9 protein-coding genes are annotated in these 14,872 nt (G+C 74.4%); 6 read left to right on the plus strand and 3 right to left on the minus strand.

The window, feature by feature from the left end:
• Positions 1 to 147: 147 nt before the first annotated feature.
• Complete coding sequence (locus IT780_RS02475; protein WP_199509694.1) at positions 148 to 1,557, plus strand: NADP-dependent succinic semialdehyde dehydrogenase; 1,410 nt, start codon at positions 148 to 150, stop codon at positions 1,555 to 1,557.
• A gap of 51 nt (positions 1,558 to 1,608) precedes the next feature.
• Here IT780_RS02475 and IT780_RS02480 read toward each other — a convergent pair whose 3' ends face one another.
• Both IT780_RS02480 and IT780_RS02485 read right to left on the minus strand, forming a co-directional pair.
• Positions 1,609 to 7,092: an ATP-binding protein gene (locus tag IT780_RS02480; protein WP_199509695.1), complete on the minus strand. Its 5,484-nt coding sequence runs from the start codon at positions 7,090 to 7,092 to the stop codon at positions 1,609 to 1,611.
• Positions 7,093 to 7,282: 190 nt separating this feature from the next.
• Positions 7,283 to 7,657 carry a hypothetical protein gene (locus tag IT780_RS02485; RefSeq protein WP_199509696.1) on the minus strand — a complete coding sequence of 125 codons (375 nt, stop codon included), beginning with the start codon at positions 7,655 to 7,657 and terminating at the stop codon, positions 7,283 to 7,285.
• Positions 7,658 to 7,786: 129 nt separating this feature from the next.
• Between IT780_RS02485 and IT780_RS02490 the strand changes: the two genes are divergently transcribed.
• From IT780_RS02490 to IT780_RS02505, 4 genes are all read left to right on the plus strand, one after another.
• Positions 7,787 to 9,511 (plus strand): alpha/beta hydrolase, encoded by a 1,725-nt coding sequence (locus IT780_RS02490; protein WP_199509697.1) that lies wholly within the window; start codon positions 7,787 to 7,789, stop codon positions 9,509 to 9,511.
• A gap of 324 nt (positions 9,512 to 9,835) precedes the next feature.
• Positions 9,836 to 10,963, plus strand: a complete 1,128-nt coding sequence (locus IT780_RS02495) for a hypothetical protein (protein ID WP_199509698.1) — start codon at positions 9,836 to 9,838, stop codon at positions 10,961 to 10,963.
• Positions 10,964 to 11,059: 96 nt separating this feature from the next.
• Complete coding sequence (locus tag IT780_RS02500) at positions 11,060 to 11,818, plus strand: AbfB domain-containing protein (protein ID WP_199509699.1); 759 nt, start codon at positions 11,060 to 11,062, stop codon at positions 11,816 to 11,818.
• A gap of 48 nt (positions 11,819 to 11,866) precedes the next feature.
• A complete protein-coding gene (locus IT780_RS02505; RefSeq protein WP_372443598.1) occupies positions 11,867 to 12,913 on the plus strand; it encodes a GNAT family N-acetyltransferase in 1,047 nt (348 codons plus the stop codon).
• Positions 12,914 to 12,927: 14 nt separating this feature from the next.
• On the opposite strand, the gene IT780_RS02510 is transcribed toward IT780_RS02505, so the two are convergent.
• Positions 12,928 to 13,368 carry a MarR family winged helix-turn-helix transcriptional regulator gene (locus IT780_RS02510; RefSeq protein ID WP_199509701.1) on the minus strand — a complete coding sequence of 147 codons (441 nt, stop codon included), beginning with the start codon at positions 13,366 to 13,368 and terminating at the stop codon, positions 12,928 to 12,930.
• Positions 13,369 to 13,437: 69 nt separating this feature from the next.
• Here IT780_RS02510 and IT780_RS02515 point away from each other — a divergent pair, with 69 nt between their 5' ends.
• Positions 13,438 to 14,844, plus strand: a complete 1,407-nt coding sequence (locus IT780_RS02515; protein ID WP_199509702.1) for an MFS transporter — start codon at positions 13,438 to 13,440, stop codon at positions 14,842 to 14,844.
• Positions 14,845 to 14,872: the final 28 nt, after the last annotated feature.

Below are 14,872 nucleotides of genomic sequence, written 5' to 3' on the forward strand. Positions count from 1 at the left end.
TGGCACCCTCAGACAACGCGACCAGCGGCCCGGTGTTTAAGGGCCAAGGGGCCGTCCGGACCGGGGACATCGACCCGGGTCTTCGCATAGCTGCCCGCGCCGCGGGTAGCTGAGCACGGTAGGGCACGACGAAATCGAGGTGGGACCATGCCGATCGCGACGACGAACCCGGCCACCGGTGCGGTGGTCAAGACGTTCGACGCGCTGCCGCCGGAGCAGATCGACGCGGCGATCGGCCGCTCGCTGGCCGGCTTCCGCGCGCTGCGGGACACGACGTTCGCCGAGCGGGCGGGCTGGATGCGGGCCGCCGCGGACCTGCTGGAGGCCGAGCAGGACGAGGTCGGGGCGCTGATGACCCTGGAGATGGGCAAGACGTACGCCGCGGCGAAGGCCGAGGTGGTCAAGTGCGCCAAGGCGTGCCGGTTCTACGCCGACAACGCCGAGAGGTTCCTGGCCGACGAGCCGGCCGATGCGGAGGCGGTCGGTGCTTCCCGCGCGTACGCCCGCTATCAGCCGCTCGGCCCGGTGCTGGCGGTGATGCCGTGGAACTTCCCGCTGTGGCAGGCCATGCGGTTCGCCGCCCCGGCGCTCATGGCCGGCAACACCGGGCTGCTCAAGCACGCCTCGAACGTGCCGCAGACCGCGCTGTACCTCGGCGAGCTGTTCGCCCGGGCCGGGTTCCCGGCGGGGGCGTTCCAGACCCTGCTGGTCGGCTCCGACGCGGTCGAGGCGATCCTCAGCGATGACCGGGTCCGCGCCGCCACCCTGACCGGCAGCGAGAACGCCGGCCGGTCCATCGCCGCGATCGCCGGCCGGGAGCTCAAGAAGACCGTCCTCGAGCTGGGCGGCAGCGACCCGTTCCTGGTGCTGCCGTCGGCCGACCTGGACCGCGCGGCCGAGGTCGCCACCACCTCACGCTGCCAGAACAACGGCCAGTCCTGCATCGCCGCGAAGCGGTTCATCGTGCACGCCGACGTCTACGACGAGTTCGTCGGCAAGTTCGTCGCGCGGATGTCCGCCCTGACCGTCGGCGACCCGATGGCCGACGGCACCGACGTCGGGCCGCTGGCCACCGAGCAGGGCCGTACGGACATCGAGGAGCAGGTGGCCGACGCCCGGGCCAAGGGCGCGACCGTCCGCTGCGGCGGCACCCGCGGCGACGGCGACGGCTGGTGGTACCCGCCGACGGTGGTCACCGACCTCACCCCGGACATGCGGATGTACGCCGAGGAGGTCTTCGGCCCGGTCGCCGGCGTCTACCGGGCGGCGTCGCTGGACGAGGCCCTCGAGCTGGCCAACGCGAGCTCGTACGGGCTGGGCGCCAACGCGTGGACCCGGGACCCGCAGGAGCAGGAACGGGTGATCGCCGGCCTGGACTCCGGCGCGGTGTTCGTCAACGGGATGACGACCTCGTACCCGCAGCTGCCGTTCGGCGGGGTGAAGAACTCCGGGTACGGCCGCGAGCTGTCCGCCGCGGGCATCCGGGAATTCTGCAACCTGAAGACGGTGTGGGTGGGCGACAGCGGCGGCGCCGACGTGGACTCCGCCACCGAGTGAGCGCGGCGGGGGCTGTGCCCGGCGGGTCTCCCCCGGGCACAGCCCCCTCGCTCACTTCAGCAGGCCCCGTTCGATCGCCTCGATGATGCGGGGACGCAGCTCGGCGGTGCTGATGATCGCGTCGACCGAGCCGACCTCGACCGCCCGTTCGATGCTGTGCACCCTGTCGAACTCCGCCGCCACCTCACCGACCTTCTCGGCGCGCACCTGCGACTGGACCTCGGCGAGCCGGGCGTTGAGCGCCGAGCGTTCCGCGCCGCTGGCCCCCGCGATCTGCGCCAGCAGGTCGGTGACCCGCGGGTCGGTGGCGGTGCGGTTGTTCACCTCGCCGGAGAACACCACCGCCGCGGCCGGGGCGCCGCCGAGCACGGAGGCGAACGAGCCCTCCAGCGCCAGGACGGTCATGGCCGGGTTGAGCGCCTTGGAGAACACCACGAACGCGCCGCCGTGGTAGCGGGAGATCACGCAGAACACGATCGGGCCGCGGAAGTTGACGATCGCGCGGCCGATCTCGGCGCCGTACTCCAGCTGCAGCTTGCGCATCGACTCGGGCGAGCCGTCGAACCCGGACAGGTTCGCCAGCACGACCAGCGGGCGGTTGCCGGACGCCGCGTTGATGGCCCGCGCGGTCTTCTTCGACGAGCGCGGGAACAGCGTGCCCGCGGTGTACGTGTCCGGGCCGTCGGTGGGCGGGAAGCCGCGCCGGGGAACGGGCTTGGACTCGATGCCGATGAGGCAGACCGGCCGGCCGCCGATGTGCACGTCCTGCACCACGGAGGTGTCCGCCTCGGCCATGCCGGCCCAGCGCTCGAGGACCGCGTGGTCCTGGTCGGACAGGGCGCGCATCACCGTACGGATGTCGAACGGCTTCTTGCGGTCCGGGTTGTGCTCGGCCGAGAAGATCTGACCGACCGTGGCGAAGTCGCTGCCGGCCACGGTGTGCGGGTAGTCCGACACGTCCCGGTCCGCCGGGTCGCTCGTGGCGGCCTTGCGCGGCGCCGTCTCACCCGGGACGACGTACGTGTGGTCGTAGTGCGCCATCAGCACGTCGCGGGCGCCCGGCAGGTCCGGCGCCCAGTACTGCGCCTGACCGTTGGGGCCCATCACCCGGTCGTAGCCGCCGATGCCGAAGTTGTCCTCGGCCGACACGCCGCCGGAGAAGTCCAGTGACTGCTTGCCGGTGAGCACCATCGCCGAGTCGGGCGTCATCACGAGGATGCCCTTGGTGTGCATGAGCATCGTCGCCTCGGCGTTCCAGTACGGCTGGGCGCCGACGGTGATTCCCGCGACCACGATGTTGATCTCGCCGCCGGCCTGGGTGAACGTGACGATGCGCTTCAACGCGGCCGCCACCCAGTCCATGTTCTCGGTGCCCGAGGACATCGAGATGCGCGCGCCCGCGGACAGCGCGAACCACTCCAGCGGCACCCGCATCCGCTCGGCCAGGTCCAGCGCGGCGATCACCCGGGAGCATTCCGGCTCCGACAGCGCGCCCAGCGCCTTGGTGGGATCGCCGAGCAGCACGACCCGCGTGACGCCCTCGGGGTGCCGTTCGGTCGGGGTGGTGACGACCCCGGCGACGATCGCCGCGGTGTTGCGGCCCTTCGGGCGGTCCACCGGCACGAGCGCGCCGCTGTCGTCGAGGTCGTGCTCGGCGAACCGGCCGCCGGGCCCGGCGAGGATGTCGGTCAGCTCGTACGGGTAGACGTTGCCCCGGCGGGCGGCGCGCAGCACCTTCTGCCGGTAGTCGTCGAGCGGCTGGATCGGCTCGGTGGACGGCTCGCCGATGTGCAGCCGCGCGCCGTGCCCCGGGTCCAGCGTGATCCGGACGGCGACCTCGGTGAGCTCCCCGCCGCTGGTGCGCTGGCGGGCCACGAACTGGACCTCCTCCAGCCCGGCGCCGGCGGTGGTGGGCAGGATCCGGTCCACCACGGTGGTGAGCTCGTCGGTGCTGAGCTCGGTGGCCGGCCACACGTACATGAGGATGCGGTTGGTGTCGAACCGCTTGTTCTGCGGCCGCTGGGCCTGGATGTTGCGGATCGCGTCGAGCCCGGCGGTGATCGCGTCCTCGACCGCGGGCAGCGCGACCAGCCGCCCATCGGCCTCGCGCAGCGGGGTCAGGTCCCGGACCTGGCCCATCGCGACGAGCCGCTCGTCGGCCGGGTTGTCCCGGGCGACCGCCTTGAACAGGTAGATCTCCTCGTCGGCCGAGGGCAGCCGGGTCAGCTCGAAGTCGCGCAGCCGGTGCAGCTGCAGGCGCTGGGCGATCTGCGGGTGCAGGCCCCGGATCAGCCGGTCCTCGACGACGGTGCCGCCGTCTCGCCGGAACGTGAAGTGGTGGTGCATGACCGCGCCGCTGGTGCCGGCCACGGTGGTGGTGATCCGGCGCACGGCCACGGGCAGCGGGCGCTCGGCGAGCAGCCGGCCGAGCTCGGCGGCCATCTCGCCGGCGTCCGGCTGGCCGGCCCAGGTGACGTACAGGTCGGCGACCAGGCCGTTCTCGGGTACGCCCTCGGCGAGCGTGGCCAGCGCGGCGATCGCGCCGGACAGCGCGGTGATGTCGGCCGCCGTGGCCAGCACGCGGGTGGTGCCCGCCGTGCCCGCGAGCTCGGCGGTGACGAAGCGGCAGCCGCCCGCCTCCCGCACGGTGATGTCCGACAGCCGGCGGTTGCCGTAGTAGCGGCGGGTCACCACCTCCAGCAGCGGCGCGTGATCCCGGCCGGGCCGGCCGATGCGCTGGCCGATCAGCCGGACCAGCGGCTCGGCGCTGGCCACCATCGCCCGGATGCGCTGCGCCCGGTCCGGGGCGTCCGGGTTCTGGTCGAGGTAGCTGAGGTGACTGCGGACGTCGGCGTAGACCTCGGCCCGGTTGCGGCGCAGCAGCGGCTGCGCGAACCAGCGGAAGACCAGGCCGCGGGCCAGGTCGGAAACCGCCGGGAAGCGCACCTGCGTGGCCTCGATGAGGTGCTCGAGCACGCGGCCGGCCCGTTCCCGCAGCTCACCCACCGGCGCCGACCCGGCCAGCCACTGCCGCAGCACCTCGGAGACGACCGCGACGTCCGTCGAGATGCGCTGCTGGGCGAGGAAGACGCGGAAGACGGCGGACTCGAGCTGCGGCGTACGGTCCAGATCGGACACACCGTAGTGGCCGAGCACCCGGCGCAGCTTGGCCTGGAAGTCCGCGGTGACGCCGGCCCGCTCGACGTCCAGGCTCTGCAGGTAGCTGTGGAAGTACTCGCGGGGGCTGTGCACCGGGCTGCCCGGCTCGACGTCGAGCTCGTTGCCCGGCTTGTTGCGGCTCAGCTCGCACAGGTCGGCGAAGACCGTCAGCAGGTCCAGCTCGCCCGGCTGGGGGCGGTCGCCGTCCTGAGCGCGGGCGGCCAGGTAGCCGGTCAGCACCCGGCGCGGGTCCTCGGGGTCGCCGTCGAAGCCCAGCAGCAGCGCGCGCAGGTCCTGCAGGCCGCGCTCCACCCGGGCCGCTGCGGAGACGCCGGCCGGCTCCGCCGGAAGATCGATCTCGACGGTACGGGCGTCCTCGGGCGCCTCCTGCTCGGCCCCGTCGGCGAGCGGCTCGAGGCGCAGCAGGGCCGCGCCCGTCTCGACCTGGCTGCCCACCGACACCGGGCACTCGCGGACCCGGGCGCGGAACGGCGCGCGCAGCACCGTCTCCATCTTCATGCTCTCCAGCACCAGGATCGGCGCACCCGACTCGACCTCGGCACCGACGGCCACGGGCGTGGCGACCACGAGCGCGGGGGCCGGGGAGCGCACCACGCCGCCCTCGTCGCGGCTGATCCGGTGCGCCACCCCGTCGACCTCGACGAGGTGGATCGGGCCGTAGGACGCGGTCACCAGCCGGAAGCGGTGGCCGTTGACCACGATGCGGCCGCTGCGCGAGTCGAACCGCTCGAGCTCGACGTCGGCCGTACGCGTGTCCGCGCCGGACGTCACACTGACCCGGAACCGGGAGGGACCGACCCGGGCCGCGCGCACCCGGTAGCCGATGCCGCGGAGCTTGAGGTCGAGCGGCCGGCCGGTGTCGTGCCGTGCGTGCGGGCGCCCGCCGTGCGCGGTGGACAGCAGCTGCCCCTGGCTGATCTCCTCGTCGTCCTCGTACGCCTCGATGGCGGCCGCCGCCAGGGCGACCGCGGAGTGCCGGTGCCCGACGAGGCGGCCCTCGGCGCGGACCCGGTCGATCCAGCCGGTGTCGGCGCTGCCGTCGATCACCTCCGGCTGGTCGAGCAGGTCCAGCACGAAGCTCTTGTTGGTGGTGCCGCCGTCGATGAGCACCGTGGTCTCGGCCATCGCGCGGCGCAGCCGGCCGAGCGCCTGCTCGCGGTCACGCCCGTACGCGATGATCTTGGCGATCATGGAGTCGAAGTCGGCGGGGATGGTGTCGCCCTCGCTGACGCCGGTGTCAACCCGGATGCCGGGGCCGGCGGGCAGCACGAGCCGGCTGATCCGGCCGGGCGCCGGGGCGAAGTCGCGGTCCGGGTCCTCGGCGTTGAGGCGGGCCTCGACGGCGTGGCCGCTCTCGGCCGGCGGGGCGCCCTCGAGCCGGCCGCCGCCGGCGACGTGCAGCTGCAGCCGGACCAGGTCGGTGCCGGTGGTGATCTCGGTGATCGGGTGCTCGACCTGCAGGCGCGTGTTGACCTCGAGGAAGGCGAACAGCTTGTCGCCCGGGTGGTACAGGAACTCGACGGTGCACGCGCCGCGGTAGCCGACGGCCACGGCGAGCCGCTCGGCGGACGCCTTGAGCTCCGCGACCTGGCCGGGAGCGAGGACCGGCGACGCCGACTCCTCGATGATCTTCTGGTTGCGCCGCTGCACCGAGCAGTCGCGTACGCCCAGCGCCCACGCGGTGCCCTGCCCGTCGGCGATCACCTGGACCTCGACGTGCCGGGCGCCGGTGACCAGGCGCTCCAGGAAGACCACGCCGGAGCCGAAGGCGCGCAGGGCCTCCTGGCTGGTGCGTTCGTACGCGTCGGCGAGGTCCGCGCCGGAGGCCACCATGCGGATGCCCCGGCCGCCGCCACCCGCGGTGGCCTTGAGCATCAGCGGGTAGCCGATCTCGTCGCCGGCCTTCAGCGCCGCCTCGAGCGTGGCGACCTCACCGCGGCTCCACGGCGCGACCGGCACGCCGACCTCCTCGGCGATCAGCTTCGCGCCGATCTTGTCGCCGAGCCGGCGCATGGCCTCGGGGCTCGGCCCGACGAAGGTGACGCCGATCTTCTCGCACAGTTCGGCGAAGGCCGGGTCCTCGGCGACGAAGCCCCACCCGACCCAGGCGGCGTCGGCGCCGGACTCCACCAGCGCGCGCTCCAGCACGGCCAGGTCGAGGTACGGCCGGGCCGAGGCGGGACCCAGCGGGTACGCGATGTCCGCCTCGCGCACGAAGGTGGCCGTACGGTCGGCGTCGGTGTAGAGGGCGACCGTCTCGATCCGCTCGCCCGTTTCCGCCGAAAGGTCCCGGACTGCGTGGATGAGCCGCATCGCGGCCTCTCCACGGTTGACGATCGCCACGCGATTGAACACCGGCCGAGCCTCCCAGGACATGTCAACAGGAGGCGACGCCCGGATCTCGGACGTCGCCTGTCTCCACCCTCTACCTTGCTGGATGAGACCCCATGACACCGATGTCCGGCGCCACCATGCCCCGGGTCGCCCCGTTGTAGGTTTCCTACAAACGCGATTGGCCGAAGCCTACGGCCGGGCGTCGCGACGCTCAGCGCAGGCCGCTGACGACCAGCCCCTCGGCGGCGACGCGGGCCACGGCGGCGTCCCACCAGTACGCGTTCCCGTTGACGTACAGGCACGGCGCCTCGGCGGTGAGGTCGTCGCGCAGGCGGGACACGTCGGCACCCGGCATGAGCAGCCGCAGCAGGGTGCCGTCGGAGAACGGCAGGTCCCACCCGAAGCGGCCGTCGCGGTCCGCCGCCGGGTCGCGCACCGGCTCGCCGGTCAGATCGCTGACGCGTACGGCCGGAGGCCCGCCCATGCCGGCGACGCGCGCCCGTACCGCGTCGAGGAACACCGCCAGGTTCGCGGCGGCCGCCTGCTCGTCGGCGCCCTCGACCGGGGCCGTACCGGGGTTGATCATGGCGGCACCGTAGGCCCGGCCGGCCGCCCGGCGGGCCGGAAGCGGGCAAATGCTGACCGCTAGGGTGATATGCACCCGACACACATATGAATAGTTTTCAGGCTTCTACGTCAAAGCCTGGAGGATTCGGTGTCGCTGAGCTCTCGTGTGACCGGGGCGGTGACCGCGGCACTGATGGTCGCGGCATCCCTCGTCATGCCCACCGCGGGACACGCCGCGGACCCCACCGGCGAGCTGGAGGCCCAGCGCGTCGACAGCGTCCCGGCGCCGGAGCTCGCCTGGTTCACCTGCTACGGCATCGCGCAGTGCGCCACCGCACAGCTGCCGCTGGACTACGACGACCCGCAGGGCGCGTCCGTGCGGATCGCGGTCGTACGGGTGAAGGCCCGCAAACCGGCGAGCCGCATCGGCAGCCTCTTCGTCAACCCGGGCGGCCCGGGCGGCTCCGGCACCGAGATGGCCCTGGCCGCGTCCGGCTTCCTCAGCGACTCGGTGCTGGACCGCTTCGACGTCGTCGGCTTCGACCCCCGCGGCGTCGGATCCAGCGACGCCCTCAAGTGCTTCCCCTCCACCCGGGACCAGAGCGTCGCCCTGGCCCGCATGGCCATGTTCTTCCCGTACGGGGCCAAGGAGGAGAGCGGCTACATCCGAGGTGCCCAGGCGCTCGGCCGGGCCTGCTCGGACACCGGTGGTGAGCTCGCGTCGGCCATGTCCACCGCCGAGGCCGCCCGGGACATGGACGTGCTCCGGCGCGCCCTGGGCGACGCGAAGCTCACGTACCTGGGGTTCAGCTACGGCACCGCCCTCGGCCAGTACTACGCCAACATGTTCCCCGACCGGGTCCGCGCGCTCGCCCTCGACGGCGTGATCAACCCCGTCTCGTGGGTGGGCACCGAGGCGACGGGCGGGCGGCTGCAGGACGACCGGCTGCGCTCCGCGGACGGGGCGTACCGGGCCCTGACGAAACTGCTGGAACGCTGCGACCGGGTCGGGACCAAGCGGTGCGAGCTGGCCAAGGGCGACCCCGCCAAGCGCTTCGCCGCCGTGGCCCGCAAGCTGAGGGCCGAGCCGCTGGTGCTGGGCAAGGACCCGGTCGCCGGGACCGTACGCCTGACGTACGCGCTGTTCATCGGCCTGACGCTCAGCGCGCTCTACACCCCCGTGGCCGGCGACCTCGTCACCCAGATGACCGCCGAGGTGGAGACCATGCAGGCCGGCTCGGCCGGGAAGGCACGGCTGCGCGCCGCCGCCCGTGCGGCGCTGCTCGACCGGGTCACGCAGCTGCGGACGCCGGCGCGCGACTTCCCGTACGACAACTCGCTCGAGGCGTTCGCCGGGGTGATGTGCACCGACGGCCGCCACCCCGCCGACGCCGCGGCGTGGCCCGCGCTGACGGCGGCGGCGGACCGGCGCGCGCCGTACTTCGGCCGGGCCTGGGGCTGGGGCAGCGCCCCCTGCGCCGGCGACACGTGGACCGCTCAGGACGAGGACGCCTACGTGGGCCCGTTCAACCGGCGTACCAGCGCGCCCGTGCTGCTCGTCGGCAACTACTGGGACCCGGCCACCAACTACCGCGAAGCCGTCTCAGCGTCGAAGCTGCTGCCCGGGAGCCGGCTGCTGACCAGCGACAACTGGGGACACACCGCGTACGGCACCTCCACCTGCGTGACCCGGGCGGTGGACGCGTACCTGCTGCGCGTCGCGCTGCCCCGCGCGGGGACCGTGTGCCGCTCGCCGCTGCAGCCGTTCACCGGGAGCCCGGGGATGATGTTCTCGCGGCAGGCTTCCGCCGCGGAGGCGGGCAAGCAGCTGCCTCCGGTGACGGCACCGGTGGGAGCCGGCCCGCGCCGCTGAGCACTTCGCGGGCCCGCGTCGCGCCGCGGGATGCGGGGCCGGCTCGCCCAGCGGGATGCGGGGCCGGGTCGCCCAGCGGGATGCGGTGCCGCGTCGTCCGGTGGGATGGGGGTCCGGGTAGCCGGACGGGCTCGGGGGCGGGAACCCGTCCGGCCGATCGGCACGGGGGTCGGGCCGATCGTTCGCGGACACCGGCGCGCACGCCGGCGGCGATGAGAACGATCACATCGTAGGGCCCGATCCGTCCCGAACTCAACCGGAAGCGGCCCTCCACCGGCGATGGAACCCGGGCGTGCGTTGATCCGCCGGTCCCCGCGGTCACGTATGGACAGTCGAGCACGCTCGCAGGCCCCGGACGTCCGCGCCGGGGCCCAGCGCCTCATGCCGCCGCCACGCCAGGAGGACCAGCCGATGCCCGACCTCGATCCGTACGGTGATCACCCCCCGGCACCGGCCCCGGCCGCCTGGCCCAGGGTGTCCGACTACTGGCCCGACCTGCCGCACCGCATCGCCCCGGCCGCCGACTTCCACAGCGGCGACGCCGCTGTGACCTCGACCGCGCCCGGGGCCAGGGCCGGGGCCGACACGGCCGAGATCCCGGCTGCTCCCCGGACAGCCGCCGCACCGGCGCCACGACGCGCCCGGCGGCGGGCGATCCCCGCGCTCCTGGTCCTGGTCCTGGTCGTGGGTGGGGCGGTCTATGCCGGCTCGTGGTGGCACCGGCAGACGACCGGCCAGGTCACCGGGCGGGCGCCGGCACCCGAGGCGGCCCCGGCGGACCGCGCGGACCAGGCGGAACAGGCGGACCCGGCGGACCAGGCCCCGCGCTTCGCCGAGCCCGTCGTCCTCACCGGACCCAACGACAATGTCCGGAAGGCGAGCTTCCACCTCAGCGGCGACGCGGCCACGGTCATCGTGCGGACGGCCGATCTCGACGACACCCTGTACCGGATCAGCGCCGCCCCGGACAGCGCCGTGCTGCCCTCGGCCACGTTCGGCGCGGGCACCGTACGCGCCACGCTGCGCGACAGTGGCCGGCGCGGCGAGTCCACCGTCACGGTGACGCTGGCGGTGGGGGTGCGGTGGTTCCTCGACATCAGCAGTGACCTGCGGCTGGGCGACATCGACGTCTCCGGCGGGGAGCTGACCCGGGTCGTGCTCGCCGGTGACGCCGCGGACATCCGGCTCGCTCTGCCGCAGCCGGCCGGCACGCTGCCCGTACGGGTCTCCGGCGGCATCAACCGGCTGAAGATCACCGTACCCGGGGCGGCGCCGGTGCGGATCCGGGCCCGCCGCGGCGCCGGTCAGGCCACTCTGGACGGCCGGACCGTGGCCGGAGTGGCCCGCAACACCTCGTTCCAGTCGCCGCGCTGGCGCAGCGGCGGCTCCGGCATCGATGTGGACGCGGTGCACGGGCTCGGCGCGGTCACCGTTCATCGATCTGATCGGTAGCAGACAACGACCCCTTGCTTTCCCGCGGCCCGGCCCCGAGGATGACGGGGCCGGGCGTCCGGCGCCGCCGACGAACCGTGGGAGACATCGACCACCATGCCTGTCTCGCCGGCCCCTGCCGACTCCCGTTCCGGCGACGTCCGCGGCCGGGCGCTGCTGCTGGGCGCCATGATCGTGGCCGGAGCGCTGCTCGTTCTGGCCGCCCGGGCGGTGCTCGGCGACGGCGGCACGCCGCCGATGACCCCGCAGCCGCCGATCGCCTTCTCCTTCGAGCCGCTGCCGTCCGCGATCGAGCTGCAGTCGGCTCCGCCCGGCCCGGACCGCACCCCGGGGCCACCCACCCGGACCGCTCCCGCCGGGCGCAGCTGGTCGCCGGTCGCCGAGCGCGCCACCACCCCGCCGGCCACCCCGGCTCCGGCCGCCGACCTGGCCGTGGGCCGCACGGTCGGCCTGGAGCTCGCCGGCCGCGCCGGGCTGCGCGTGCGGCACCGCGACTTCCTCGGCCGCGTCGACCCGATCACGGCGGCGAGCGGGGCGACGGCCCGGCGGGACGCGACGTTCACCGTCCGCGCGGGGCTGGCCGGCCGCGGCTGCGTCTCCCTCGAGTCGGTCAACTTCCCCGGGCGTTTCCTGCGCCACCGCGATTTCGTCATCCACCTCGACGTCCGGCAGAACGATCCCCTGTACGCCGCCGACGCGACGTTCTGCGCGGTTCCCCGGTCCGGCGGGAGCAGCATCTCCCTGCGGTCCTGGAACTACCCGGACCGGTTCGTGAACGAGCAGCGGTCGGCGCTCGTGCTCACGACCCGGCGGCCGGCCGACGCCACCGCGTACGTCGTCCGCCCCCCGCTGTAGGGCGGCGGGCCGGTCCGGCAGGATCGTGACATGGATGCCACGCCGGAGCTGCGCGCCGACTCCATCGAGGGCATCGGCGTACGGCTGCGGCGGTACCGGCCCGCGGACGCGGGCGCCGTCCTGGCCGCCTGCAACGACCCGCTGACCCAGCGGTTCCTGCCCGCGCTGCCGCGGCCGTACACCGAGGCCGACGCGCACTGGTGGGTCACCGAGGGCGCCGCGGCGGCGTCCCCCAGCGGCGGGAACTATGCCCTCGCGGACCCGGTGACGGACGAGCTCATCGGGAGCATCGGCCTGCTGTACGCCCAGGAGAACGTGGGCAGCATCGGCTACTGGATCGCGCCGCAGGCCCGCGGCCGCGGCGTCGCGACGGCGGCGACCCGGGCGCTCACCGAGTTCGCCTTCACCGCCGGGTACGCCCGCATCGAGCTGCGTACCGAGCTTGAGAACGCGGCCAGCCAGCGGGTGGCGCTCGGGGCCGGGTACACGTGGGAGGGCGTCGGGCGCGCCGCGGGCGCCGGTCCGGGCGGGCGCCACGACCTGATCGTGTGGGCGCGGGTGGCCGGCGATCCGCCCGGCCCCACGCCACGGCGCCTGCCTGACCTGCCCGGTGGTGAGCTGACCGACGGGGTGGTGCGCCTGATGCCGATGCGTGCCGCCGACGCCCCGGAGGTCGGGCTGCTGACCTCCGCGCCACCGGCCCCGGCGGAGCTCACACGCTACTGCGCCCACGCGGACGCCGAGTGGCTCGCGGACCGGGAGATCCGGCTGACGATCCGGGACGCGGCCACCGGCGCCTTCGCCGGCAAGGCCGGGCTGACGGTCCAGCATCCGGACACGGCACAGGCGGAGATCGACTACCACCTGACCCCGGACAGGCGAGGACACGGGTACGCGTCCCGCGCGGTGAAGCTGCTCTGCGGGTGGGCGTTCACGCGTACGGTGCTCGAACGGCTCGTGGCCGGCGTGCCCACGCCCGACCTCGCCGCGCAGCGCGTGCTGGAACGGTCGGGCTTCGTCCGGGAAGGACAGGAGCGCCGCACCGGCGGGCGCGCGGACGTCTACCGGTACGCCCTGCTCCGGCCCGGCTCCTGAGGCAGGACGTCCCGTCAGGAAGCCGGCGCGCCCGCCAGGGACAGCGGCTGCTCCAGGACCTGGCGCAGCAGGCCCGCGAGCCGGTCGAGGTCGTCCTCGCCCAGCCCGGCGAACGACTGCGTCACCACCGCCAGCACCCGCTCCTCCCCCGCCGCCCGCAGCTGCTCGCCCCGGGGAGTGAGGCGGTGCCGCACCGCCCGGCCCGGACCGGGCATCCGCTCGATCAGCCCCCGGTCGACCATGCGGGCCGCCAGCGTGCCGAAGGACTGGTCCGTCTGATACGTGAGCTGCGCCAGGTCGTGCAGTGACGCGTCCGGCTGCCGGTGCAGATGCCGCAGCGTGTCCCACTGCACGAGGGAGACCCCGAGATCCGCGAGCGCCGCGGTGAGGGCTCGGTGGTGCCGGTGCTGCACGCGCTTGACCAGGATGCCGACCTCTTCGGCGGTGGTTGCCATGCGATCACCTTAAACCAGGTTCCTTATTTCAGGTTGCTTATATCAGGATGCTGATATAGCGTCGCCGGCATGACAGCGACCGCAGCGACGCCCCGCGCCGGAACCCGTCCGGTTGCGGGCGACCTCCGCACCCTGAGCGTCGCCTGCGTGGCCATGCTCGTCTCCTACCTGCCCTTCTCCGGGCTCAACGGGATCCTCGGACGCATCGCCGCGCAGACCGGCGCCGCGACCAGCGACCTGCAGTGGCTCACCTCCGCCTTCACGGTCGCGCTGGCCGCCTCCGTCCTGCCCGCGGGCGTCCTCGCCGGCCGGTACGGTCCGCGGCGGCTCGCCCGCGCCGGGATCGCGCTGACCGCAGCGGGCGCCGCCGCGGGCTGGGCGGTCAGCCTGCCCGGCACGCTGACCGGCGTCCGGCTGCTGTGGCTCACCCAGGCGGTGTGCGGCGTGGGCGCCGGCGTGGTGATGTCGTCGACGCTGGCCCTCATCTCCGCGACCGCCGCCGACGGCTACGCCCGGGCCCGCCGGATCAGCTGGTGGTCCGGCGCGCTGGTCACCGGCCTCGGCGCCGGGCCGTTCCTGGCCGGGCCGATCACTGACGCCACCGCCTCGGCGTGGTTCCTCGGCGTGGTCGCCGTCCTCGCCGCCGGGGCGACGGCCACCCTGCGGCTCGCCGCCACGGTGCCAGGTGCGGCCACCGCCCGGGCGGACGTGGCCGGGCAGGTCTGCGCCACCGTCGCCGTCGTCGGGCTGATCGCCGCGGTCATCGAGGGCGGCTCGGCCGGCTGGACCAGCCCGGCCTGCCTGATCGGCGCCGCCGCAGCGGCCGCCGGAGCCGCCGCCTTCGCCGTCGTCGAGCGGCACGCCGAGGCGCCGCTGCTGGACCCGCGGCTGTTCCGCTCGGGTGGCTTCGTGGGCGCCGGCCTGGCCGCGATGACCGTCCTGTTCGCCCTGGTCGGCCTGGTCTTCGCGCTGAGCCTGGCGCTGTCCGCGGCGCACGTCGGCACGCTCGGCATCGCGCTACGGCTGGGTGTCATGTTCGCCGCCAACGTCGCGGGCAGCCTGGCCGCCGCCCGGCTGCAGCACCGTTTCGGGGCCGGCTCGGTCCTGGTCGGCGGCCTGGTCGTCCTCGCAGCCGGCGCGGCGAGCCTCGCCACCCTGGGCGCCGCCACCGGCCTCGGTCAGCTGACCTGGCGGCTGCTCCTGCTGGGCGCCGGCAGCGGTGTCGCCATGGCCACGAGCTCCGCGGTGGCCGTCCAGGCCGTGCCCGCGCCGCAGGCGGCGATCGCCGGCGCGGCCAACAACGCCCTGCGCCAGACCGGCGCCGCGCTCGGCCCGGCGGTCATCGGCGCGGTCATCGCCGCCCGGGCCGGCGGCGGCCCGGCCGCCGCCGGGATGCCCGCGGCCGCCATCGCGGTCGCCGCCCTGCTCGTCCTCGTCACGCTCGCCACGGCCGCGCTGCTCGCCGGCCGCCGCTGACCTGCCGGCGCGCTGCCGCGCACCGGAA

It is taken from the genome of Nucisporomicrobium flavum, assembly GCF_016464385.1.
Lineage (GTDB): Bacteria > Actinomycetota > Actinomycetes > Mycobacteriales > Micromonosporaceae > Actinoplanes > Actinoplanes flavus_A.

What these genes read in the sequence shown, in the direction of transcription:
- IT780_RS02500 (WP_199509699.1), top strand. Translation starts at nt 11,060, where the DNA reads ATGCCTGTCTCGCCGGCCCCTGCCGACTCCCGTTCCGGCGACGTCCGC.
- IT780_RS02495 (WP_199509698.1), top strand. Translation starts at nt 9,836, where the DNA reads ATGGACAGTCGAGCACGCTCGCAGGCCCCGGACGTCCGCGCCGGGGCC.
- IT780_RS02475 (WP_199509694.1), top strand. Translation starts at nt 148, where the DNA reads ATGCCGATCGCGACGACGAACCCGGCCACCGGTGCGGTGGTCAAGACG.
- IT780_RS02510 (WP_199509701.1), bottom strand. Translation starts at nt 13,368, where the DNA reads ATGGCAACCACCGCCGAAGAGGTCGGCATCCTGGTCAAGCGCGTGCAG.
- IT780_RS02485 (WP_199509696.1), bottom strand. Translation starts at nt 7,657, where the DNA reads ATGATCAACCCCGGTACGGCCCCGGTCGAGGGCGCCGACGAGCAGGCG.
- IT780_RS02515 (WP_199509702.1), top strand. Translation starts at nt 13,438, where the DNA reads ATGACAGCGACCGCAGCGACGCCCCGCGCCGGAACCCGTCCGGTTGCG.